This is a genomic window from Bacillus sp. cl96, assembly GCF_900100505.1.
Taxonomy (GTDB): domain Bacteria; phylum Bacillota; class Bacilli; order Bacillales; family Bacillaceae_G; genus Bacillus_A; species Bacillus_A cereus.
The window spans coordinates 231,962-254,950 of the sequence record NZ_FNDM01000005.1 but is presented as its reverse complement, the minus strand read 5'-3'; the positions used below and the strand labels follow the sequence as shown (position 1 = coordinate 254,950).

Below are 22,989 nucleotides of genomic sequence, written 5' to 3'. Positions count from 1 at the left end.
TATGAAAAATATAATATTTGGGCTTGCTTGCTATGTTGTTTTTCTAATATATGAGTGGTCGAATATAAATCCTGTTGAAGCAATTATATTATTATCTGTTTTATTATTTATACCAATGTCATTTTGTATTATTGATAAAAGAAAAAGAGATGGATCGCAATTATTATTTTATAAATCCGTATCATTTTTATATCCAATCGCAGCAATTTGTGCAATGCTAGCTTTCGTCACAAATCACTATTTATTTGCGCTAGTTTGGTTTGTATATACAGGAATTGTTGCGTTATTTGGTGTAAGTAGATTGCTAGAAAGAGGATGGAAGCCGTTAGAAGAGATCGCCATAGATAGTGCGTTTATTTGTTTTTAGGTGGTTTTTGGTTTTCTGCTTCAGTAGCAAAACTTTCAATTATGCATTTTAGCTTTGACATTGTTTTACTCACAGCTGCACATTTTCATTATTCGGCGTTTCTATTGCCATTATCAGCTGGTTTAATAGGGAGAAAAAGAGAAAAGAGAAGTAAAGTGTATGATGCTATTATGTTTATCATCATGATTTCACCTATGACAGTTGCAATAGGAATTACATACTCAAGAATATTTGAATTTTTTGCAGTGTTCCTATATTTATGTGCAATTTATGGGTATGGATTTTACGTTTGGAGAGCAAAATTTAATGCTATCAGTGCAAAGATTCTTCTAATCGTTTCGTCTAGTACACTCATGGTTACAATTATGTTCTCACTTATATATTCATACGGGAATTTGAAGCATGTCTTGACGATTACAATTGCTCAAATGGTTTGGATTCATGGTGTTGTCAACGGAATTGGAGTAGCGTTACCGGCATTTATCGGCTGGGTGATTGAAAAGAGTGTTCCGAATTATAAATACTATGGGAAACCAATGAGTAAGTTAAGAGGAAATGTGGCAATTGGTGAGGCTTATTTATATAGCAACAATTTAGTAGACAGTAAGGAATACAACGGTTTAGTCGATAAAGTAAATGACTTTCATAGTGAGGCATTTGATGTGACGAAGGTTCCTTTAAGTATGATTCATTTTTATGAAAATACAACAGAGTATGAGTTGCAATCAAATATTAAATGGACTCGTTGGTTCCGTCCGTTCGCACTTTGCTATGAGAAAATGAGTAAGCGTGTAGAACAAATACATTTAGGTATGGGCGGCAATTGGGAAACGATGCATGGCTCTATCATTAGTGTAATAGATGAGAAAGATGGAAGAGAGAATGTAAGGGCTTGGATAAGGAAAAATGAAGCAGGTGAATCTATTTTTGTAGCTCTTTATTCAAAGCATACAAATAAGAATGAGACATATATGAATATCGCCTTACCTTTACCTTATTCGAATATGACTGGTATTTTGAGGCTATGTAATGATAATCATGATTTAATCATTACTAGTAAGTTAAGAGAAAATGGCCAGGGAGATGAGGGGATTTATTTACATACTCGGTTCTTAACAATCCGTTTACCGTTAGCAGAGACTTTCATCATTACAGAGGGTAAGGATAAAATGTTAACAGCTCATCATAGCATGTGGCTATTTGGACTTGAATTTTTACATATTCATTATAAGATTGAAAAAATTGCACAGAAGTAAGAAAGGCTTGGATGGGTTTCCAAGCTTTTTTATGTATGAGTAATTGTCATAGAAATTTGTTTATTTAGCTCATTATCCCAAACACGTTGAATTTCAAAAGTGCCTGTTTCAAAAAATAATGGGAATCTTTCTTTAAACCAAGTTTGCATAGGTAGCTTTAGTGCTGTATTGATTGGTATCCATAATAATTCACCCTCAGGAGGATTCAAAAGAAGTTCACCTTCAAATGAGTCTGTCCAATAGTTAAATACCATATATCGAACATTACCTTTCGGATTGACATATTCATCTAATCCTTTAAAAGTTAAATTGGAAACAAGTAATCCAGTTTCTTCTTTTACTTCTCTTATAGCGGCTTGAACGATACTTTCGGGGAAATCTACTTTGCCGCCAGGAGCGATGTAGCCAGGGAAACCTCGATGGCTGGGGCGTTTTATGAGTAAAATTTCATTGTTACGTTGGATCATACACATTGTATAGATCTGATGTTCGATGTTATGTGAATTTGGAGGCATAATGATGTATTCTCCTTTATATTTTTTTGATAATTTTACCATAACATAATTGTTTCTTATATAATTAGAAATGGAATGTTATAAATTTTCAGTTATATATTATAAATTCTATAGTCATTCGAAAAGAGGGGAGAGACATGCAAGGAGAAATACAAAAGGAGAAAAGTTTAGGTTATATTGGAAAATTATTATTACCAGTTAAAGTATCAACGCACTTTAAGTTTTTATGGATTGGACAATTACTCTCGGCCTTAGGTAGTTCGATAACTATGGTCATACTTCCAGTTGTTGTGTATTCATTAACTGGTTCAACAGTTGTAATGGGGATGACGATGGCAATGTACATGCTACCTAATATTCTTGCTTTACCGTTTGCGGGTTTAATTGTAGACCGAATTGATCGGGTTAGGTTAATGTTATTTACGGATATAATCCGCTGTATATTAATGCTATTACTTGCATCGCTTATATTTATGGATTTATTAACAATTACGATTTTATATATTCTCGTTGCCATATACGGACTTATGGAAGGGATATTCCAACCAGCATATTCTGCTGTAAGGGCGAAAGTATTCGTCCCTGAAATTCGTAATGCAGCTAACGCACTCACTCAAATGAGTAATCAAGGTATACGATTAATTGGGCCAGCACTTGGTGGGTTAATCGTATCGGTTGCATCTGCAGGGATAGGTTTCGGACTAGATGCAGCAACGTACTTATTATCATTTTTATGTTTATTATTTTTAAAAGAAATTAAGTTTAAAAAAGTAAAACCCATTGAAAAGAGTAAGCTTAATTACAAACAAGAGTTTATGGAAGGTGTTTTCGTTTTAAAAAGTCATCCGTGGCTGTGGATTACAATTTTAGTTTTTTCTTTTATAAATATTTGTTATGCCGGTATTATCGTCGTATTAATTCCATGGTTATTTAATGTTCATCATCATTTTGAAGCTTACGTGTATGGACTTGGCATGGCCTTTTCTGGTGGTGGGGCTGTAATTGCCGCATTAATATTTGGTGGGAAAGAGCTGTGGCATAAGAGAGGATTACTGGCTTATGGAGGTGTTTTAATGAGTGGCATTGCTTTATTAATTATGCCATTCATTTCTTGGGCACCCGCTTTAATATTCTTAATGGCAATTGAAGGATTTGGCATGATGATATTTGGACTCATTTGGGAAACGAGTTTACAGGAGCTTGTACCAGAAGAAGCATTCGGAAGAGTGGCAAGCCTTGATATGTTGGGTTCTTTTGCTTTATTGCCATTAGGATACGTAGTTGTAGGCTGGTTAGCTACTGTCATAGGTGGCGAGATAACTATTATAACACTAGCTAGTTTAGTAATTTTAACAATTGGAATAGCATTGTCTGTACCGAGTATTCGTCGATTTAATTGATTATATGGGAAAAGAGGGCTAGACCTATATAGAAAATAACTTAGCATATAATCAACTAGTATTAATAAAACATCTTTGTAATGAAAAGCCTTCCATACACATTTGGCACAAAAAAATTAGTATGGAAGCAACAAAAATAGAAATCACAAAAGAAGTGATGGAAGCGATACAAGTAGGTTTCAAAAAAGAAGAATAAGCCCTAAAGAAATTAGGACTTATTCTTCATTAAATACAAATGTTTGTTTCATTTTTTTACCTTCATTTACCGGATGGCCGTTATAAGAGAAATTCTTTTCTTCCCAAGTGATCACAACTTTAAAATTATGACTATTAAAGTCTAATGGGAATACCATGTAGTCAAAGCTTGTATGACTTTTAGAAATGTTTTCATTAGGTGTAGAAGGTTTAAAGGTAGCTTTAGAGGTAGGATTGTTATCAAGTATTTCCACAGATACGTTTGATACATCATGACCGATGTTTTTTACGAGTAAACTATACGTATCAAATACACCTTGTTTCGGCTGGATTGCTTGCTTGTTTGAGTTATGAGATTTATCAATTTCGACATACCATTGTTTAGACTTTGACGCAATCGGTAGTGACTGAAATGTGTAAGCACTAGCTTGCATTGGTAGTGCTAAACATATAAGCGTAAAGAGAGTTAATATTTTTCGTTTCATTTTTTAAGAGCTCCCATTCTTTAATGGATTTACTTGTTATTATCTTCTTTTTACGAGTAAATATACCATATAATGTAAAGTGGGTATTGTGAGTAGTGAATTAATATATTATTCACTACTCTTATAGCTGGCATCATTACGTATGTAGTAAGAAAGAATAAATTTGTTTTTTCTATACTTAGATTGCTACCCTTTTTAAAAGGGCTATTTTTATGTTTTAATAAAAAAAATATACTAAGAGTTCCGTATAAATTATTTATTTTAATGTAGTTAAATGTGCTTGTATATTGTGAAATTAGAGAGGGAAGTTGTGTAGAGATGTTTCTACACAGCTATTTAGGATATGAAAAAATTACCAAAAATATGTTAAAATAACATTGTCATACAACAAGGGGGATTTGTTTTATGGAAAATGGACATCTTGCTAAAGTAGACTTAACGAAAAAAATTGAATCAAAATCTAAGTACAATAAGAAATTAGAAAAATATCAAAGGCGCTTATTAGCATTACAACAAATTTTGAAAGAAGAAAAAATCGCGGTTATGCTTGTTATGGAAGGATGGGATGCGGCTGGTAAAGGTGGGGCAATTAAGCGGGTGACGGAACATCTTGACCCACGTGGGTTCCAAGTAGATCCAATTGGAGCGCCTGCACCTCATGAAAAACGTTACCATTATTTGCAACGTTTCTGGCGCAAAATTCCACAGTACGGGCAAATCACCATTTTTGATCGCTCATGGTACGGTCGTGTGTTAGTTGAGCGTGTTGAAGGATTTGCTACAAAGGAAGAGTGGATGAGAGCATATGATGAGATTAATGATTTTGAAAAACTACTAACAGATGACCATTACATAATAGGGAAGTTCTTCTACCATATAAGTAAAGAGGAACAGTTAAAGAGATTTAAAGATAGAGAGAAAAATCCTTTGAAAAGATGGAAAATTACAGACGAAGATTGGCGTAATCGTGAAAAATGGGATGAATATGTTGAAGCAATGGAAGACATGTTTGAAAAAACAAGTAAGCCAAATGCGAAGTGGCATATTATTGAAAGTAACGATAAATTGTATGCCCGTGTGAAAACGTTAAAAATCATTATTTCATTCATTGAGGATTATTTCTTAGAACATGGTATAGAATTGCCTTCTTATTATTATGAAATGAAAGAGGATATTGAAGTTTTGCAAGATGTAGGTGTTAAAGAGTAAAAAAGAAAATGGTCCTGTGAATTGGTGAAACCAAATTATGGGGCTTTTTTATTTAGAAACATTTTACAATTAACAGAATAAGGTATATAATCAATAATCATATTAACATTGTTAATATGATTATTGATTATATACTATGTGGGGGTTTTACTTTGAAGGGAAGAGATGTTGTTTTAGGTTTATTAATGCAAAAGGAATTGTCTGGTTACGATATTAAAATTGTGTTTGAAGACGTATTTACTCATTTTTTTGATGGAAGTTTTGGAATGATTTATCCAACGTTACGACAATTGGAGAATGAAGGGAAAATAAAAAAAGAGGTTGTCATGCAAGAGGGAAAACCGAATAAGAAAATGTACTTTATTACAGATGAGGGGCGTGAAGAATTTTATCAATACATGCAGACACCTGTAGAGAAGGATGTTTTACGTTCGGATTTTTTAATGAGAATGTATTTTGGTAACTATAGTGATGATGTAACAATAAAAAAATGGATTAAAGATGAAATTGAAAGAAAAGAAGCGTACATTGCAGATCTTCGATTGAAATATGAAAAGTGGAGAGTAGGTATTACTTTCGTCGAAGAAATTTCACTAGATGTAGGTATTGCATCGTATAGTGCACAAGTGGAGACTTTGAAGAAAAAATTAGAAGAGTTAGAGGCGAAAGAAAACAATAAAACAGAAGAATGAAAAACGCGTTCACAATAAATAAAGGGGTATATAAAGATGGAGCAATCAAAGGGTATTAAGATTGTCTTTTTAATGTGTCTAGGTATCTTTCTTTGTATGATTGATACGACAATTATGAATATAGCTTTACCGGCAATACAATCGAGTGTAAATACTTCGTTAGAAAAGATGTCTTGGGTATTAAATGTTTATACAATGACGATTGCAGTACTTGCCATTCCGTTAGGGCGGATAGCTGATATCTTTGGAAAAGCAAAGATGTATATTCTTGGTCTGGTGATTTTTGGTGGTGGATCGGTACTTTGCGCTTTTGCTAATACAGGTGATTTTCTTATTTTTTCTCGTTTTATACAAAGTATTGGGGCAGCGATTTTATTTCCAACAAGTATGGTAATTGGTGTATCAGCTATGCCATTAGCTAAGAGGCATGTTGCGCTTGCAATTTTAGGAGTAACACAAGGATTGTCAGCTGCTATGGGACCAGTAATAGGTGGAATTATTACGCAACATTTAGGATGGAGATGGGTGTTCTTCGTTAATGTTCCGGTTTGTATAATAGGAATCGTGTTATGTTGCATCATGCTACAAATAAAAAATGAAGAACGTATTATCTCAAAAATAGATTGGATAGGACTACTATTAAGTAGCACAGCAATTTTTTCATTTACTCTCATATTAGTAAAAGGTAATACATGGGGATGGCAAAGTAATATTGCTTTGTCTTGTTATGCAATTAGCACTATTTCTCTTATTCTATTTGTTTTAGTAGAACGAAAGATTCATAATCCAATGGTGAATTTAAAGTTATTTCAAGATCGAATGTTTGTCGGAGCGTCTATCGTTGTTATATTAAGTAATTTATTTTTAATTGGAGTTACTGTATTGCTTCCAACGTTCTTGACGAAACTACAAGGTCGAACGGAAATTGAAGCGGCTTTTTTAGTGACACCTATTTCAGCAATGATATTTTTTGTCTCACCAGTTGCAGCAACTTTAATTAAAAAACTCGGAAAAGTAACTATTATTTTGTCAGGATTTCTTATTATGGGGCTTTCCTACTATTGGTTGCAAATGATTGATGTTCATTCAACAAATATAGAAATTATTATTCCATGTATGATATTAGGTGTTGGATATGGTTTAGTAGTGGGGCCAATTACAGTTTTAAGTGCGTCTTCGTTTGAAGGAGAATTGTTAACTGCTTCTCAAAGTGTTGTATCAATGTTACGACAAGTTGGAATTGTATTGGCAGTCGCAATATTTGTCTCTAACTTAACTCACAATTTAACTGTAAATAAAGAAAAAGTATATCGTTATGCAGAAGAAAAGGTGCGTACTATTCATGTGAATAGTACTGAGCAAACTGAAATTTTACAAATGACTAAAGAGAAAATAGAGAATCAAAGTTTAGAGTCGAATATAAATAAGAAACAAAATGCAATGACAATGGGATTAAGTAAAGAGAAAAAGGAAGAATTGATTCGCGACAAGACGGATGAAATATTAAGAAAAGTTCCAGTAGAATATAGAGATGTAAAAAGAGAAGAAGTTATGAGGCAAGTGACAAAAGAAGTTGAAAAACAAGAGGAAAGTATAAAGAAAGAAGTACTCACATTTTCAAATGATGTGAATCATTATGCCAAGAATCAGATGGCTATGAGTTTTACAGATTTATATAAAGCAAGTGTGCCAATTATTTTAATTTGTGCTTTCGTAAGTTTGTTGTTTTGGGAAGGGAAAGCTTTGAGTAAAAAGAGAAAGGGAAGGATAGTAGAAGAAGCGTAAAGGAAAACAGGCTGCTATTAGCCTGTTTTCCTTACGTTAGTATGAAAAATCTGGATTTAATTCTTTAAATTTATGACTATAATGCCTTTTATTATTAAAACCAACAAAATCAATTCCGACACAAGATTCTAAATTTCCGTCTACAATCGTAGAATCCACGAAGCTTAAATGTTTTAATTTTTGTAGTTCTTTAATGAATTGTAGATTTCATATGTTACCACAACTTGATAAGATGAGAGTTTCTAATTCCGTTAAATAGCGCAAATATTCGTGGTTTTTAAGCTTACTGCAATGGTCGAATTCGATGTGTTTTAAAGTTGAAGCATTGTTTTCAATTTCATCAATATGCTCTAAATTTCTTAAATAATTGAGTTCTAAATGCTTTAATTTAGGTAATGACCTACATCCTTTTAATGAATTAATGTTCCCTTGTGTAATGCTTAGTTTTTCAATTTTTTGTAAAGACATTAATTCTTCAAGGTTCTTTTGTTTCGGTTTGTATTTCCAAATGTATAGTTCTTTTAAGTTAGGACAAGATTCGAAGCCTTTAATGTTTTTATTACACTTTATGTGAAGTTCCTCTAAATTTGTAAAGCTTTCTAGCTCTGTTAAGTTTAGTGGAACTTGTGGTTCTTCTAGTGATAAAGATTTTAAGTTTTTTAATTTATATAGGGCTGAATAATCAGTAATATATATACTACTAATGTGTAAGCTTTCAATTTGCGGGCAGTGTTCAAGAAAATTAATATGGTGCAAACTATACCTAAGATCATTAATGAAAACATCAGTAAAGTTGTTTGTATTAATGAAGTCTACGTATTCATCCAGTCTGTTTTCATGGATTTGTACTGTGCCATCCATAACTAAAAAGTTTTGTGGTTTCTTTTTGATAGATATTTGTAAAGGATTCATGTATTGAAATATTTCTGTCTTGTTTTCTAAAATAGTTTCAACACTTCTTTTGACAGTTGGAACATTGTCTCTTTGTTTGTAAGCTATTAAGGTTGACTTTATTTCTGACGGATCTGCTAATAAAATTTTTGGAGCCATTTCATATAGTACATCTTCATTTGCAGGTATACAGCTAACCATTGCATCAAGTGCTATTAAACTTAAAGGGTGTCCTTTTGTTAGCCAAGACTTAATTCGTCTCCAAGTTAGTTGTGATACTGCAGCTAATCGCGCCCAATCGTTATGAAATGATACTGCATGTTCCTCTATCCAATCTAATGTTTCTGAGGATTGAAAAGAATGCAGACAAATGAAGGAAGTGGTCGGAAGCTCACTTTTTAATACTGTTTTTAGCCTTTCTATTACTAAAGGAAAGGCTTCTTCAAATGGTAAACAATAAGCTGCAGCGTGAGAAAGAGGTGCAAGTAAATCTTCATCAAATGCCTTCCACAGTTTTCTTATCCAATCTGAGGCGAATTCTCCTAGTACACATATAACAATCTCAAGTAATCTAGTTTTAATTACACCATTCATTGTGTTTGAAAAGCGGTTTATAACAGCATCTAGTACTTCGTTTTGATCGTACCTATTAAGAGCTTCAATTTCTGCTTCTTGAAGAAACCATCTAGTCATGGTGTAATCAAGTAATTCCTCTAAACTAGAGCGAACTTCTTCTAAAGTGGGCACGGGTGTAAGTTTGTGCTCATTCATCTCTAATTTTGGTTGCTTCGCTTTACCATCTTCTTCATAAAAACTATCATGCAAATAATATTTATAAGGTGAGTGAATCATTACAAGGTGGTACCATTCTTTAGGATGTAAAGATAACGAAATAAGACGCTCATGACATTGGTTACATAATTTATAAGGTTGATTTGCTTGATCGGATTCTTCTATTTTATATACTGGATCATGTTTGCAAGCTTCACATAATTCTACTGTTTTTTTCATTGTTTTCTCCTTGCATATTGTGAATAGTAGTATTTTTAATATAGCATGGGATAAGTCGAGTATGATCAGAAAGTTTTTTAGAATGAAAGGAAGGAATGGAAAATGCCATTGAATATGTAACGTTATACATAGTACATTAACAAGAGGGATTAATTTTAAAAGGAGGATGGGGAATTGCTAGATAAGGCAGGGGCTTTAATAGATAATCATGTGTACACAGAAGAAGAGCAACAAAAACTATACAAACGAACGTTAATAATCGTCAGCATTTCACAAATGTTTGGCGGTGCAGGACTAGCTGCTGGTATTACAGTGGGCGCACTTCTTGCGCAGCAAATGCTTGGAACAGATGCGTTTGCAGGATTACCAACTGCTATGTTTACATTAGGATCGGCATTAGCAGCTTTCATAGTAGGGAAGCTTTCGCAACGATATGGACGCCGGATAGGTCTTGCAACAGGGTTTATAGTAGGCGGATTTGGAGCAATTGGTGTTGTAATGGCAGCTTTAACAAATAGTATTATTCTTTTACTTATTTCTTTACTCATATATGGTGCCGGTACAGCCACGAATCTACAAGCTCGTTATGCAGGTACAGATTTAGCAGATAAGAAGCAGAGAGCAACGGCTGTTAGTATTACGATGGTAATGACGACTTTCGGTGCAGTTGCAGGACCAAATTTAGTAGGGGTAATGGGAAGTTTTGCTCATTCAATTGGAGTTCCTAAACTTGCAGGTCCGTTCATACTATCGGCAGCAGCATTTATACTGGCGGGTCTAGTTCTTTTTGTTATGCTTCGTCCAGATCCTTTGATTATTGCTAACATAATAGAAAGATATAAACAGGAACATACATATAAAGGACAACCAATAACAGAAGAAGCGAAAGAAAATAAACGAGGTATTACAGTTGGAGCAATCGTAATGATACTTACGCAAATAGTGATGGTTGCGATTATGACGATGACCCCAGTTCATATGGGACACCACGGTCACGGTTTAAGTGCAGTAGGACTTGTGATAGGTTTTCATGTAGGTGCAATGTATCTTCCATCTCTCGTTACAGGAATGTTAATTGATAAAATTGGCCGAACTACAATGAGCATAGCTGGTGGAGTGATTTTACTTGCAGCGGGTGTCATAGCTGCGATAGCGCCAAGTGATTCTTTATTATTATTAATCGTTGCTCTGTCTTTACTTGGGCTAGGATGGAACCTCGGATTGATAAGTGGTACAGCACAAATCGTTGATTCCACAACACCGTCTACACGTGCTAAAACACAAGGGAAAATAGATGTTTTTATTGCGCTAGCTGGAGCTTCTGGTGGAGCAATGTCAGGTATGGTAGTAGCGAATTCAAGTTATGCGGCATTGTCATTGGCTGGAGGCGTGTTAGCGTTATTACTTATTCCTGTTGTGATATGGTCTCGAAAAGGGGCAAGAAATTAAATGAAAAAGAGGTTCTAGTTACTGGCTAGAGCCTCTTTTTATACACTTAAATTAAATTCCACTCTACAATAAGCCCTAAATGCGTAAGTCCGCCACCAAATCCGTATAGTAAAAGTGTGTCTCCGTTATTTAATTTCCCTTCTTTTATAGCTAAATTTAAAGCGAGTGGAATGGTGACTGAAGAGGTATTCCCCATATATTCCACGCTCGTTAATGTTTTTTGTATTGGAATTTGAGACTTTTCGCAAATAGATTCGATCATTCGTAAGTTAGCGCTGTGGGGTATGAACCAGTCTATATCATCTACTTGCATATTTACGGTATGTAATAAATTTTTTATGCCTTTTGGTACCGTGCGTGTTGCCCACTTATATACTTCTCTTCCATTTTGAACGATTTTTTCATTTGTTTGCAGTGGTGTGCCATTCATAGTAGTAGATAAGTTTGTTCTATATAGATGAATGCCGCCATCACCGTTTGTTCCCATGTGAGCAGCGATAAAGCTTGGGGTGTTTTCATCTCTTTCTAATAAAATAGCTCCAGCACCATCACCGAATAAAATACAGGTCGTTCTATCGGTATAATCAGTAACTTTAGATAATGTCTCTGTCGCTACGACAAGTACTTTTTCATGTGATTCAGAAGTGATTAAGCTATTACCGACGTGTAGTCCATATGTAAAACCAGCACAAGTTGCATTTAAATCAAAAGCTAGTGTATGAGGTATGTTGAAGTATTGTTGTATTTGGCAAGCAACACTAGGGAAAACGTAATCAGCAGTAGTAGTAGCGACAATGATACAGTCGACATCTTCTAAGTTTTTCTTATATGTTGTACATAAATTTTCAATTGCTTTAATGGCTAAGTTTGAGGAGTATTCTTCTTCGCTAGCGATTCTTCTTTCCCTCATTCCTGTTCTTTGTACAATCCATTCATCATTCGTATGGACCATTTTTTCTAAATCGTTATTAGACAATATTTGATCTGGAACATAAGTACCAATTGCAGTAATACGAGATTTAGAATGCATAGGAACATCTCCTAACTTTTGTTTTTATAACCTGATACTAATATTAGGTTATAAAAATGTCAATAAAGATTTTTGTTGTATTAAAACAATAATACTTAACTTACTATGAAGGAATTTGGCGAGTGCTGTAAAAATAATATACGAGAAGTTTCTAAAATTGATAATTGCTTTTGTTATTTTTATTGTGAGAAAAACTCGCAAAAAATGACGATTAAAGTAAAAATATAAAGATTTTCTTTCGTGTGATATAGGTTGTTAAACCTTGTGAAAGCGAATTACTTATGCTACACTTTATGTAACTTAAAATGAACGGAGGGGCTTCCTTTGATCTTAATCAGATTACGTCTCAATACTTTGTGCCAATAATTGAATAGCGCTCAAAGGCTCTGTCTGTGTACAGAGTGAACGGGATTGGTCTGCCTATTTTAAAGGAACCCTTTATTAAGCTTATATGTGAAAAAGAGGGAGGGACGAATACGCCCTCTTTTTGTTTTGCCTTTATAAATAGAATGGGGTTGTATAAGTGAACACTTACTGTGGATACGTATACAATCTTGGGACTTTTTGACTATAAAATAGGATGAAAGCATAGCTTTCTTCTATTTCTTTGGTGAACCCTTATCCGTTTACGAAAACACAGGCAGCGACCTGTGTTTTTTATTTTACGTAATCGAAATGGAGGAATAAATATATGGAAGAAGTATTACAAAGAGCAGTTTTAGTTGGAGTAAATGTAGGTAATGAAGATGATTTTGCATATTCGATGGAAGAGTTAACAAATCTTGCGGAAGCTTGTGATGTAGAGGTAATTGGGCAAGTAACGCAAAATTTACAACGAGTAAATCCATCGCATTATATCGGAAAAGGAAAGATTGAAGAAGTTGCAGCGTATGTACAAGAAATAGATGCGAATATGGTTATCTTTAATGATGAATTATCTCCTTCACAAATTCGAAATTTAGAAGAGGATTTAGATTGTAAGGTAATTGATCGTACCATTTTAATTTTAGATATTTTTGCGCAACGTGCGAAAACGAAAGAAGCACAGCTACAAGTAGAAGTAGCACACCTTCAGTATATGATGCCTCGTTTAATCGGTCTTCGTGAATCGTTAGGGAGACAGAGCGGCGGCGTTGGTACGAAAAATAAAGGTGTCGGTGAAAAGAAGTTAGAGTTAGACCGTCGTAAAATTGAAGAACAAATTTCAGTTTTGAATAAAGATTTAGAAGCGCTCGTTGCCCAGCGTCAAACGCAGCGAAAGCAGCGTAAGAAAAATGAAATACCTGTTGTAGCATTAGTAGGTTATACGAATGCAGGAAAGTCAACGACGATGAATGCAATGCTTGAAATTTATAATGGTACAGAAGAAAAACAAGTATTTGAAAAAGATATGTTATTCGCGACGTTAGAAACATCTGTACGAAATATTGATTTGCCAGATAATAAATCATTTTTATTAACAGATACAGTTGGATTTGTAAGTAAATTACCACATCATCTTGTGAAGGCGTTCCGTTCAACGTTAGAAGAAGTAGCGGAAGCAGACCTACTTATTCACGTTGTAGATTACGCAAATCCAAATTATGAACAATTAATTGATATTACAAATGAAACGTTAAAGAAAATTGGAGTAGAAAATATTCCAACGATCTATGCTTATAATAAATCAGATATGGTAGATGTTGAAATTCCGAAAGTGCAAGAAGATCGCGTTTATTTATCAGCGAAGAAACATGTTGGAATTGAAGAACTTGTAGAAATGATTCGCTCACACATCTATAAAGAATATACGAAGTGTGAAATGTTAATTCCATATGATCAAGGACAGGTAGTTTCGTATTTCAATAATCATGCACACGTTTTATCTACGAGTTACGAAAACGAAGGTACCAAATTACAAATAGAATGTAAGACGAGTGATTACGAGAAGTATAAGCATTTTGCAATTTAATGTAAGAGGCAACCCAGTATGTGATTGGGTTGTCTTTTTTTTTGTACTGTTTTACCGCTGAAAGTTACAAGGATGCAAGCCAATGACGGGAGTTAAGTTATATTTCTGGAAAAAGAAATGAAAGCAGTATAGAATAGAAATGTTTCAAAAGTCAGAATTTATTACACCTACTGTAATAAATATATATTTTGTACAGAAAGGGGAGATTCACATATGCATGCAGTTTCACACAAAAAAACTGTAGAAACACCGACAATATATCGAATTTTATTTGCGATTAGCTTTGGGCATTTTTTAAATGATTCGATGCAAGCAGTTGTGCCGGCGTTGTTTCCTATTTTGGAAAAAACGATGAATTTATCCTATATGCAAGTAGGGTGGATTGCGTTTGCATTAAATATGACGTCATCGATTATGCAACCGGTGTTTGGTATGTATTCAGATAAGAAGCCGTCACCATTTTTATTACCACTCGGCATGTTTTCAAGTATGCTTGGAATGATTGGACTCGCGTTTGCACCAAACTTTATTATTGTTATTATTTCTGTTTTATTTATTGGTTTAGGTTCCGCAGTCTTTCATCCAGAAGGCGCTCGTGTTGCGTATATGGCGGCAGGTGCAAAACGAGGGTTAGCGCAAGCAATTTATCAAGTTGGGGGAAACACGGGGAATTCTCTAGCTCCTATTTTTACAGCGCTAATTTTCGTTCCACTCGGTCAAATTGGTTCATTAGGTTTTACAGCATTTGCAGCAGTAGGAATTGCATTATTAATTTTCGTATCGAATTGGTACAAAAATGAATTAGCAACCGGTGCTGTAAGAAGGAAGAAGAGGGCTGCACTTGAGGCGGAAAATGCAATTGTAAGTACACACATTAAATTCGTTATTATACTTCTTGTTTTTCTTACTTTTGTACGCTCTTGGTACGGTGCTGGTATCGGGAATTTCTATCAATTTTACTTAATAGAGCATTACGGTTTATCTATAAAAAATGCCCAGTATTTCGTATTCGCATTTATGATTGCTGGTGTGTTAGGCACTTTCTTCGGAGGACCGTTAGCAGATCGATTTGGTAAGAAAAATATCATCGTATTTTCAATGTTAGGTTCAGCGCCACTTGCACTGTTATTACCACATGTCTCACTTGTGTGGGTCGTACCGTTATTTTTATGTATCGGTTTTATTAGTTCAAGTAGTTTTAGTGTAATTGTTGTATATGCACAAGAGCTTGTGCCTGGAAAAGTGGGAATGGTGTCAGGATTAATCGTAGGTCTTGCATTTGGACTTGGAGCATTAGGTGCTGTAGTTCTTGGGAAATTAGCAGATATATATAGCCTGCAATTTATTATGCTATTATGTAGTTGTCTACCATTAATTGGACTCACTTCATGGTTACTGCCAAGTGATAAGAAAACGATAGAATAGGGGATGCGCTATGAAATTGTGTGAAAACGTTACGGAATTAATAGGAGATACACCTGTCGTCCGATTATCTAAATTTATTCCAGAAGACGCAGCAGATGTGTATGTGAAACTAGAAATGTTTAATCCATCGCGCAGTGTGAAAGACCGTGCTGCTTATAATTTACTTCACGTTGCAGAAGAAAATGGTCTCATCAAACCAGGAGATACAATTATTGAACCGACAAGCGGGAATACAGGGATTGGTTTAGCGATGAATGCAGCAGCTAAAGGGTATAAAGCGATTTTAATTATGCCAGATAATATGTCAAAAGAGCGTATTAATTTATTGAAAGCATACGGAGCAGAAGTAGTTTTAACACCAGCAGAACAAAGAATGCCAGGAGCAATTGCGAAGGCGTTAGAACTGCAAAAACAAATACCGAATAGTTTTATCCCGCAACAATTTGAAAATCCAGCTAATCCGAATATTCACCGTTATACGACTGCACTTGAAATTTACGAACAAATGGATGGAGAGCTTGATGCTTTTGTTGCAACGGCAGGAACAGGCGGAACGATTACAGGGACTGGTGAAACGTTAAAAGAGAAATTGCCAAACTTATATATTGCAGTAGTGGAACCGAAAGGATCTCCCGTTTTATCCGGTGGTGTACCAGGTCCTCATAAACTAGTAGGAACAAGCCCAGGATTTATTCCGAAAAACTTAAATACAGAAGTGTATAACGAAATTATTCAAATTGCAGATGAAGAGGCTTTAACGACAATGAGAAACTTAGCTAGACAAGAAGGATTATTAGTTGGGCCATCTTCTGGAGCATCTGTTTACGCTGCAATCATGATAGCGAAACGCCTAGGCGTTGGTAAAAAAGTTTTATGTATTGCGCCTGATACAGGTGAACGTTATTTAAGCATGGGGTTATTTGAATAAAAAGGATAGAAACACCTTAATAGTGAATAGCTGCTATTAAGGTGTTTGTTTTATGGAATGAAGAGGGGGAGAAGAACAATGAAACTATTAAAACCAATCCATGAATATAGTGAGCATATTACGGCGTATAGACAAGCGTTTTTACACTCAGGGGAACAACCACATGGAAGTAGTTCTTTACAAAACTTTGATTCTCTTGATGAATGGTTTGAAAAAGTGAGTAAACAAGAACTAGGAGAAAATTTACTAGCTAATCGAGTGCCATCTAGTCAGTTTTTAAGTTTTGAAAAAGGGGAACTTATAGGTTTTGTGAATATTAGACATAGATTAAATCCAGAATTATTACGGGAAAGCGGTCATATTGGATATAGTGTCCATCCGAATAAACGTCGCCACGGTTACGCTACGAAACAACTACAACTTGCATTAGCTGAAGCGCAAAAATTAGGATTGCAGAAAGTATTAATAACTTGCGATAAATCCAATATCGGTTCTGCTAAAACGATTCAAAAGGTTGGAGGTGTGTTAGAAAATGAAGTAGTTTCTTCTCGTACTGGTGAAGTTATTCAGCGCTATTGGATACAAATATGATTAAGTAGGAATTTGAAAAGGTAATGCAAGCTGTAATATCGAAATAGATAAATGAAATATAGGGGATTACTGCAATTTTAGGGGGAAATGAAATGGGATTAAAAGAGAAAGCGATAGAGATGTCAGAGATTTATAGGAAAAATCCGAAAGTAGAAGCTATTATTTTAGCGGGTTCAGTAGCTAGAAAGCTTGAAGATGAACATTCAGATATAGAATTACATATTTTATGGTCAACACCGCCAGAAGATGAGGATCGTAGGGCCCCTATTCATCATATTGATGGGACAATATTATCGTATCATCCGTATGAGGAAGAAGAATGGTCGGAAACGTATTTAACGAAAGAGGGAATTAAATTAGAGATTAGTAACTTTTTAACAGAGACAGTAGAGAAAGTGATTTCGGATGTGGTGGATCAATATGATATAAGTTATGAAAAACAATGTATTGTATCATCCATTCATGATGGTGTTAGTTTGTATGGAGAAGGGAAAGTGAATGAATTAAAAGAAAAAGTAGCGGCATATTCAGATGAACTAGCAAAACGGATGATTTCAGAAAATCTATGGTTAAGTAATCGTTGGCACAATCGAAAGGCGCTTTTAAAACGGAAAGATTGGCTTATGCTTTATGACGTTATTTGCGAAGTACAAAGGAACATATTCGGTGTTTTATTTGGTTTGAATAAAATGTACGTACATCATCCAGCGTTTAAATGGATGCCTAATAATGTGGAACGAATGGCTATTAAACCTGAAAAATTATATGAACGTATGGCGGACACATTAATAGGGAATCCAGAAAAAAGTGTGCAGGAGTTAGAGTTGCTAATAGAAGAAGTGTTGCAACAAGTTCATACATACGCACCAGGAGTAAATGTGGATGAGCAAGAAAAATCTATTTTTTATTTTGTGAAATAGAAAATAGTAATAAGGGGGAAGTTATGGGGTTTTTTAATAGGTTTTTTAAAAAAGTTGAAAAAGTAAATGAGCAAGAAGCTACTCTTCATGAATTAAGTGAAGAATTGTATGTTGAATCACCGGTAGAGGAAGCGACTAGTTACTGGGTATCAATGGCACAAAATATAATTGTTAATGCTGTAAAAGCGGCTGACAATGATGTGGAACGTGCCTTCGTGTTATTGAATTTGAAGAAAGGTGAGGCTTCATTTGATATTTTTTATCAAATAAATGGGCAATTGTATTTCTGGGATCAGCTAGAAAATGAGACGATAAGAAATAGAATTCAGAACGAGTTGTTACCGCAAGCTCCAGAAGTTTCAAATGCAGTAAATGAGCAATTTCGTGGAGCTGATCACCCTATAATTTCGTTCGCACAATTGCAGTTTGAATGGGAAACGAAAGCCTGGTTCTCACATATAATTTGGGAAGATAGCCTTGCTGCTCAATTGCCCAAAAATCAAATTCTAAATGAATGGTTTCGTGTAATTAAAGAAGAAACGAAAAATAGACCATTGGATAGTGATGCGAAATTTTCTTGGTATCCATCAAACTCTTAAAAAATGAATACAGAGAGACAGGTTATGTTTCTAGATGATTTGTATTATTGAATAAGTATCAATAATACGTAATTCTTTTTCTATTGCCTGTTAGAATTCGTTATGTACTAAGCTACTTGTTTTCTAAACTAAAACTTATATTTCGAATTTTTAAATAGATTGTAATACATAAAAATTCGAAATATAAGTTGACACTATTTTTAATGTGTGATAAAAATGATAGTAATCAATTCGGAAAATAATATTTGGGCAATGAAAGGGTATAGTAGTGAATATCTCCCTATTTCAGAGAGCTGATGGTTGGTGTGAATCAGTATATAGATTATTCATGAAGTTCGTCCTGGAGCATCTTTCATAAATCTCATATTTTGAGGAAATGAAAGACGGTAGTTTATACCGTTATCAAATAAAGTGGTGAAGATTTTTTCACAACTAGGGTGGTACCGCGATATTTATCGTCCCTACGTATTTACGTAGGGACGTTTTTTATTTAGGTCCTAACTTTGGTGTGGCTTCATAACTAGGGTGGTACCGCGATATTTTATCGTCCCTACGTTTTTGCGTAGGGGCGTTTTTATTTAGGTGGTTTCTTAGTGTTCTTCACAACTAGGGTGGTACCGCGATAATTTTGTCGTCCCTACGTATTTACGTAGGGGCGTTTTTTTATTATTAGGGAGGAAGTGAACGTATTAGAAAAGAGTATTGATAGAACAATATAAATACCGAATTGTAACAAAGAAAAAGAGATAGAGAGGAGATTAACAAATGAATTCACAGCAATGGACATCGAAATTAGGTTTCGTATTAGCTGCAGCAGGTTCGGCAATTGGTCTTGGGGCGATTTGGAAATTCCCATATATGGCCGGCATTGGAGGAGGCGGAGCGTTCTTCCTAATTTTCATCGGTTTCACATTATTAATTGGTTTACCGCTATTATTAGCTGAATTTGTTATTGGAAGAAGTACACAAAAAGAGGCTGTCGATGCATATAGAGAGATTGCTCCTAAAACGTTATGGCCTTGGTTAGGTAAATTAGGAATTGTAACATGTTTCATATTACTTTCTTTCTACAGTGTTGTAGGAGGCTGGATTTTATTATATTTATGGAATGCAATTACAGGTAGACTATGGGAAGGAAATGGAGCATACGAAGCTACGTTTGGTGAAATCATTTCCAATCCATATTTAGCAGTTGGATCACAGCTATTATTCATCCTTATTACTATTTTCATCGTAAGTAAAGGTGTACAAAATGGTGTTGAAAAAGTAAATAAATATTTCATGCCAGCACTATTCGTTTTATTCTTTGTATTAATCGTTCGTGCACTTACGTTAGATGGTGCTGGAGAAGGCGTTCGTTTCTTCTTACAACCTGATTTCTCACATGTAACATCAGAAGTTATTTTATACGCAATGGGGCAATCGTTCTTCTCATTATCTGTTGGGGTAGCCGTTATGGTAACGTATAGCTCATACTTACCGAAAGAAGAAAGCTTACCACGTTCAGCATTTTCTATCGTAGCCTTAACTCTTGTTATTACATTACTTGCAGGACTTGCAATTTTCCCAGTTGTGTTCGCATTTGGGATGGAACCATCTCAAGGACCAGGACTATTATTTATCGTATTGCCAGCTATTTTCAGTAAAATGGCATTCGGAAAATTATTCTTCATCGTTTTCTTATTACTATTCTTCTTCGCTACGATTACATCAGCAATTTCGATGTTAGAAATTAGTGTTGCATCGTTAACATCAAAAGGTAAAGGGAAACGTGAAAAAATGGCCTTAATCGTAGGGTTATTAATCTTCGTTGTTGGGGTACCATCAGCATTATCATTCGGTATATTAAGTGATCTGAAGATTTTCGGGAAGACAGTCTTTGATTTAGCGGACTATGCAGTAAGTAACGTATTAATGCCACTTGGTGTATTATTAGTTTCTATCTTTGTTCCTTTAAAAATGAAGAAAGATGTATTAATGAAAGAGCTAGGTGTAAGTAAAAATAAAGGTTATAAACTATTCGTATTATGGTTATTCTTACTTCGTTATATCGCACCAATTGCGATTATTATCGTATTCTTAAATGTACTTGGCATTATATAAAAAGAAAGGTAGCGTATCATACAAAGATACGCTACCTTTTTATTTTGCTCTTTTTTGCAATTCATTTACTGTTACGAACTGATAGCCCTTCTTAGATAAAGAATCTAAAATACCTTCAATCGTTTGTAAATTTTCATTAGACTCATCATACATAGAGTGCAGTAAAATGATAGAACCTGGTTTTACATTTTTATTAACGTATTTAATTTTATCAGCCGCAGATTTATAAAAAGTATCGGGCTCAAGATCCCATGTGATTGTTTCGATATTGTTTTTATTTAAATAATATGGCAGCCCTATTAACTTTTTACCGTTAGGGGGCCTAAAATCAATTTCGTCTGTAAATCCTGTTTGGCGGATTAATGAATTCGTTTTTTCTATTTCATCTTTAATAAAAGAAGGTGTTTTGAAAACCATTCTATTATGAGAATATGTATGGTTTCCAAGTTGGTGCCCAGATTGCGTGATAGCTTCTCCTAACGATAAATTTTGCTCTAATTCATTTCCAATTAAAAAGAAAGTAGCTTTAGCGTTGTATTTATCTAGTAGCGGTAATATTTGTTTTACATTGTTAGTAGGGCCATCATCAAAAGTTAAAGCAATCACTTTTTCATTTGTTTCTACGCGTTGTGTTAAATCTCCAAATAATTGAAAGCTTCTTGCGTTCATCAATTTGTATGTTCCGAATAATGCCGTGATAATAAAGAATAGTGTAACGATTGTAATGATAATTTTTTTCTTCATAATGTAACCTCACAATGATTTTTAATTCAGTTAAAAAGTATTATATCAAACTAAGTAATTTCGTGCTTTAAGAAGGGTGTGGATGCAAGGAGAAGGAATTTATCATATAATAAAATGCAAAAGGTATATTAGGAGGTGTTTATATGGCGATTATAATTCAATTGCCAGACACTGCAACGTCTCATGCAAAGCCAAGTATGGAAATGGCGATACTTTGCGTGAGGTAGACAAGTAATATACAATCGCCTATATGAGCTCGTATCATTTTTTATATTTGGCTTTGCACCTTATTGAAATGAACCATAAAAAATAAGGGGCGAGCAGAAATGAAATACGTAAAAGCTAATGCTGTTTTACCAGAGAGTTTAATTACTGAAATTCAAAAGTATATACAAGGTGAAACAATTTACATTCCGAAACAAGAAACGAAACATTATAAATGGGGTACACGATCTGGCGGAAGAAAACAACTAGATGAAAGAAATAAAGCAATTAAAGAAGCGTTTAAAAGTGGGATTGCTATTCATCAACTTGCAGAAGAATATTTTCTTTCTGGGGAAACGATTAAAAAGATTGTGTATTCTAAATAAGAGGAAAAGAGTCTGATTCATATATTACTTTGAATCAGACTCTTTTTGTTTTATGTGTATTGGATATATGAGGCGTGAACGGGCATGATAATAGAAAAAATGTGCCGTTTTTTTATTAAATGGTATACAGAGCACTTGAAAAGTAGAAAGGTGAACATATATGAATCATATTGGACAAATAACGATAGAGCTTTTAGTTGGTTTTTTTGTTCTATTAATTGCTACAAAAATATTAGGGAAAACACAAATATCTCAGCTAACGCCATTTGATTTTATTTCTGCAATCGTCCTAGGTGAGCTCGTTGGAAATTCAATATATGATCCTAAAATTAAAGTATGGTCTATTTTATATTCAGTATTTGTTTGGGTAATTTTAATTTATACTATAGAAGTGATAACACAAAAAGTAAGAGGAACAAGAAGGTTTTTTGAAGGGTATCCTTCAATTATTATTCGTAACGGAAAGATTGATCGTGAACAATTAAGCGTAAATCATTTGGATATAAACCAATTACAACAAATGCTTAGGCAACAAAAAGATATATTTTCAATCCGAGAAGTTGAATATATGATATTGGAACCGAACGGAAACATAAGCGTTCTGAAAAAAAGTAAATACGAATCTCCTACTATAAATGATTTAAGTTTAAAACATAAGCCTGTATACTTACCAATTTCATTAATTAGTGATGGAAAAGTAGTTAAGGATAATTTGAGGGAAGCGGGATTTGATGAAGGATGGCTTTATAAACAAATAAAGCAAAAAGGAATTACTAAATTTGAAGACGTATTATATGCGGAATGGAAAACAGATGATGGCTTCTTTTGTCAGGAAATGCAGCGGTAGAGAATA

19 protein-coding genes, 1 pseudogene and 1 other annotated feature are annotated in these 22,989 nt (G+C 34.3%); of the genes and pseudogenes, 15 read left to right on the top strand and 5 right to left on the bottom strand.

What is annotated here, in order from left to right; all coding sequences use genetic code 11:
• Position 1: 1 nt before the first annotated feature.
• A pseudogene (locus BLT20_RS13830) lies at positions 2-1,623 on the top strand (YndJ family protein).
• 29 nt (positions 1,624-1,652) lie between these two features.
• Here BLT20_RS13830 and BLT20_RS13825 read toward each other — a convergent pair.
• Positions 1,653-2,138, bottom strand: coding sequence for an 8-oxo-dGTP diphosphatase (locus BLT20_RS13825; protein WP_001134945.1), 486 nt, complete (start codon positions 2,136-2,138; stop codon positions 1,653-1,655).
• 137 nt (positions 2,139-2,275) lie between these two features.
• Between BLT20_RS13825 and BLT20_RS13820 the strand changes: the two genes are divergently transcribed.
• On the top strand, positions 2,276-3,538 hold the full coding sequence (locus tag BLT20_RS13820) for an MFS transporter (protein WP_001161162.1): 1,263 nt from the start codon (positions 2,276-2,278) through the stop codon (positions 3,536-3,538).
• Positions 3,539-3,753: 215 nt separating this feature from the next.
• Here the strand turns inward: BLT20_RS13820 and BLT20_RS13815 are convergent, their stop codons facing one another.
• Complete coding sequence (locus BLT20_RS13815) at positions 3,754-4,218, bottom strand: hypothetical protein (RefSeq protein ID WP_000823333.1); 465 nt, start codon at positions 4,216-4,218, stop codon at positions 3,754-3,756.
• Positions 4,219-4,623: 405 nt separating this feature from the next.
• On the opposite strand from BLT20_RS13815, the gene BLT20_RS13810 reads away from it, so the two are divergent.
• From BLT20_RS13810 to BLT20_RS13800, 3 genes are all read left to right on the top strand, one after another.
• Positions 4,624-5,427: a polyphosphate kinase 2 family protein gene (locus BLT20_RS13810; protein WP_000427312.1), complete on the top strand. Its 804-nt coding sequence runs from the start codon at positions 4,624-4,626 to the stop codon at positions 5,425-5,427.
• 152 nt (positions 5,428-5,579) lie between these two features.
• Entirely contained in the window at positions 5,580-6,119 is a 540-nt protein-coding gene (locus BLT20_RS13805) for a PadR family transcriptional regulator (protein WP_000678346.1), read from the top strand.
• 36 nt (positions 6,120-6,155) lie between these two features.
• Entirely contained in the window at positions 6,156-7,904 is a 1,749-nt protein-coding gene (locus BLT20_RS13800) for an MDR family MFS transporter (protein WP_000438106.1), read from the top strand.
• A gap of 207 nt (positions 7,905-8,111) precedes the next feature.
• On the opposite strand, the gene BLT20_RS13795 is transcribed toward BLT20_RS13800, so the two are convergent.
• Entirely contained in the window at positions 8,112-9,806 is a 1,695-nt protein-coding gene (locus BLT20_RS13795; RefSeq protein ID WP_000754352.1) for a leucine-rich repeat domain-containing protein, read from the bottom strand.
• A gap of 174 nt (positions 9,807-9,980) precedes the next feature.
• Here BLT20_RS13795 and BLT20_RS13790 point away from each other — a divergent pair, with 174 nt between their 5' ends.
• Positions 9,981-11,255 carry an MFS transporter gene (locus BLT20_RS13790; RefSeq protein ID WP_000884513.1) on the top strand — a complete coding sequence of 425 codons (1,275 nt, stop codon included), beginning with the start codon at positions 9,981-9,983 and terminating at the stop codon, positions 11,253-11,255.
• 46 nt (positions 11,256-11,301) lie between these two features.
• Here BLT20_RS13790 and BLT20_RS13785 read toward each other — a convergent pair whose 3' ends face one another.
• Positions 11,302-12,285, bottom strand: coding sequence for a ketoacyl-ACP synthase III (locus BLT20_RS13785; protein WP_000555762.1), 984 nt, complete (start codon positions 12,283-12,285; stop codon positions 11,302-11,304).
• A 691-nt stretch (positions 12,286-12,976) separates the two neighbouring features.
• Between BLT20_RS13785 and hflX the strand changes: the two genes are divergently transcribed.
• The 7 genes from hflX to BLT20_RS13750 all read left to right on the top strand — a co-directional run bounded on the left by hflX (position 12,977) and on the right by BLT20_RS13750 (position 20,802).
• A complete protein-coding gene (gene hflX / locus BLT20_RS13780) occupies positions 12,977-14,236 on the top strand; it encodes a GTPase HflX (protein ID WP_000393283.1) in 1,260 nt (419 codons plus the stop codon).
• Positions 14,237-14,449: 213 nt separating this feature from the next.
• On the top strand, positions 14,450-15,661 hold the full coding sequence (locus tag BLT20_RS13775) for an MFS transporter (protein ID WP_000543417.1): 1,212 nt from the start codon (positions 14,450-14,452) through the stop codon (positions 15,659-15,661).
• A gap of 10 nt (positions 15,662-15,671) precedes the next feature.
• Complete coding sequence (gene cysK / locus BLT20_RS13770; RefSeq protein WP_000762273.1) at positions 15,672-16,589, top strand: cysteine synthase A; 918 nt, start codon at positions 15,672-15,674, stop codon at positions 16,587-16,589.
• 78 nt (positions 16,590-16,667) lie between these two features.
• Positions 16,668-17,180 (top strand): GNAT family N-acetyltransferase, encoded by a 513-nt coding sequence (locus BLT20_RS13765; protein WP_000771271.1) that lies wholly within the window; start codon positions 16,668-16,670, stop codon positions 17,178-17,180.
• 92 nt (positions 17,181-17,272) lie between these two features.
• The gene (locus tag BLT20_RS13760) at positions 17,273-18,100 is read left to right on the top strand and encodes a DUF4037 domain-containing protein (protein WP_000523173.1); all 828 of its coding nucleotides are present in this window, start codon (positions 17,273-17,275) and stop codon (positions 18,098-18,100) included.
• 23 nt (positions 18,101-18,123) lie between these two features.
• Entirely contained in the window at positions 18,124-18,699 is a 576-nt protein-coding gene (locus BLT20_RS13755) for a hypothetical protein (protein WP_000505543.1), read from the top strand.
• A 243-nt stretch (positions 18,700-18,942) separates the two neighbouring features.
• Positions 18,943-19,165: a binding site (T-box leader), on the top strand.
• Between the two features lie 299 nt (positions 19,166-19,464).
• Positions 19,465-20,802, top strand: coding sequence for a sodium-dependent transporter (locus BLT20_RS13750; protein WP_001088187.1), 1,338 nt, complete (start codon positions 19,465-19,467; stop codon positions 20,800-20,802).
• Positions 20,803-20,841: 39 nt separating this feature from the next.
• Here the strand turns inward: BLT20_RS13750 and BLT20_RS13745 are convergent, their stop codons facing one another.
• On the bottom strand, positions 20,842-21,546 hold the full coding sequence (locus BLT20_RS13745) for a polysaccharide deacetylase family protein (RefSeq protein WP_000726860.1): 705 nt from the start codon (positions 21,544-21,546) through the stop codon (positions 20,842-20,844).
• A 326-nt stretch (positions 21,547-21,872) separates the two neighbouring features.
• On the opposite strand from BLT20_RS13745, the gene BLT20_RS13740 reads away from it, so the two are divergent.
• Together BLT20_RS13740 and BLT20_RS13735 are read left to right on the top strand one after the other, a co-directional pair.
• The gene (locus BLT20_RS13740; RefSeq protein ID WP_000878325.1) at positions 21,873-22,136 is read left to right on the top strand and encodes a CD3324 family protein; all 264 of its coding nucleotides are present in this window, start codon (positions 21,873-21,875) and stop codon (positions 22,134-22,136) included.
• Between the two features lie 160 nt (positions 22,137-22,296).
• Positions 22,297-22,983: a DUF421 domain-containing protein gene (locus tag BLT20_RS13735; RefSeq protein ID WP_001015543.1), complete on the top strand. Its 687-nt coding sequence runs from the start codon at positions 22,297-22,299 to the stop codon at positions 22,981-22,983.
• Positions 22,984-22,989 lie beyond the last annotated feature (6 nt).

Coding starts and splice junctions, on each gene's coding strand:
- BLT20_RS13825 (WP_001134945.1), bottom strand. CDS start 2,138: ATGCCTCCAAATTCACATAACATCGAACATCAGATCTATACAATGTGT.
- BLT20_RS13820 (WP_001161162.1), top strand. CDS start 2,276: ATGCAAGGAGAAATACAAAAGGAGAAAAGTTTAGGTTATATTGGAAAA.
- BLT20_RS13815 (WP_000823333.1), bottom strand. CDS start 4,218: ATGAAACGAAAAATATTAACTCTCTTTACGCTTATATGTTTAGCACTA.
- BLT20_RS13810 (WP_000427312.1), top strand. CDS start 4,624: ATGGAAAATGGACATCTTGCTAAAGTAGACTTAACGAAAAAAATTGAA.
- BLT20_RS13800 (WP_000438106.1), top strand. CDS start 6,156: ATGGAGCAATCAAAGGGTATTAAGATTGTCTTTTTAATGTGTCTAGGT.
- BLT20_RS13795 (WP_000754352.1), bottom strand. CDS start 9,806: ATGAAAAAAACAGTAGAATTATGTGAAGCTTGCAAACATGATCCAGTA.
- BLT20_RS13785 (WP_000555762.1), bottom strand. CDS start 12,285: ATGCATTCTAAATCTCGTATTACTGCAATTGGTACTTATGTTCCAGAT.
- hflX (WP_000393283.1), top strand. CDS start 12,977: ATGGAAGAAGTATTACAAAGAGCAGTTTTAGTTGGAGTAAATGTAGGT.
- BLT20_RS13775 (WP_000543417.1), top strand. CDS start 14,450: ATGCATGCAGTTTCACACAAAAAAACTGTAGAAACACCGACAATATAT.
- cysK (WP_000762273.1), top strand. CDS start 15,672: ATGAAATTGTGTGAAAACGTTACGGAATTAATAGGAGATACACCTGTC.
- BLT20_RS13765 (WP_000771271.1), top strand. CDS start 16,668: ATGAAACTATTAAAACCAATCCATGAATATAGTGAGCATATTACGGCG.
- BLT20_RS13760 (WP_000523173.1), top strand. CDS start 17,273: ATGGGATTAAAAGAGAAAGCGATAGAGATGTCAGAGATTTATAGGAAA.
- BLT20_RS13755 (WP_000505543.1), top strand. CDS start 18,124: ATGGGGTTTTTTAATAGGTTTTTTAAAAAAGTTGAAAAAGTAAATGAG.
- BLT20_RS13750 (WP_001088187.1), top strand. CDS start 19,465: ATGAATTCACAGCAATGGACATCGAAATTAGGTTTCGTATTAGCTGCA.
- BLT20_RS13745 (WP_000726860.1), bottom strand. CDS start 21,546: ATGAAGAAAAAAATTATCATTACAATCGTTACACTATTCTTTATTATC.
- BLT20_RS13740 (WP_000878325.1), top strand. CDS start 21,873: ATGAAATACGTAAAAGCTAATGCTGTTTTACCAGAGAGTTTAATTACT.
- BLT20_RS13735 (WP_001015543.1), top strand. CDS start 22,297: ATGAATCATATTGGACAAATAACGATAGAGCTTTTAGTTGGTTTTTTT.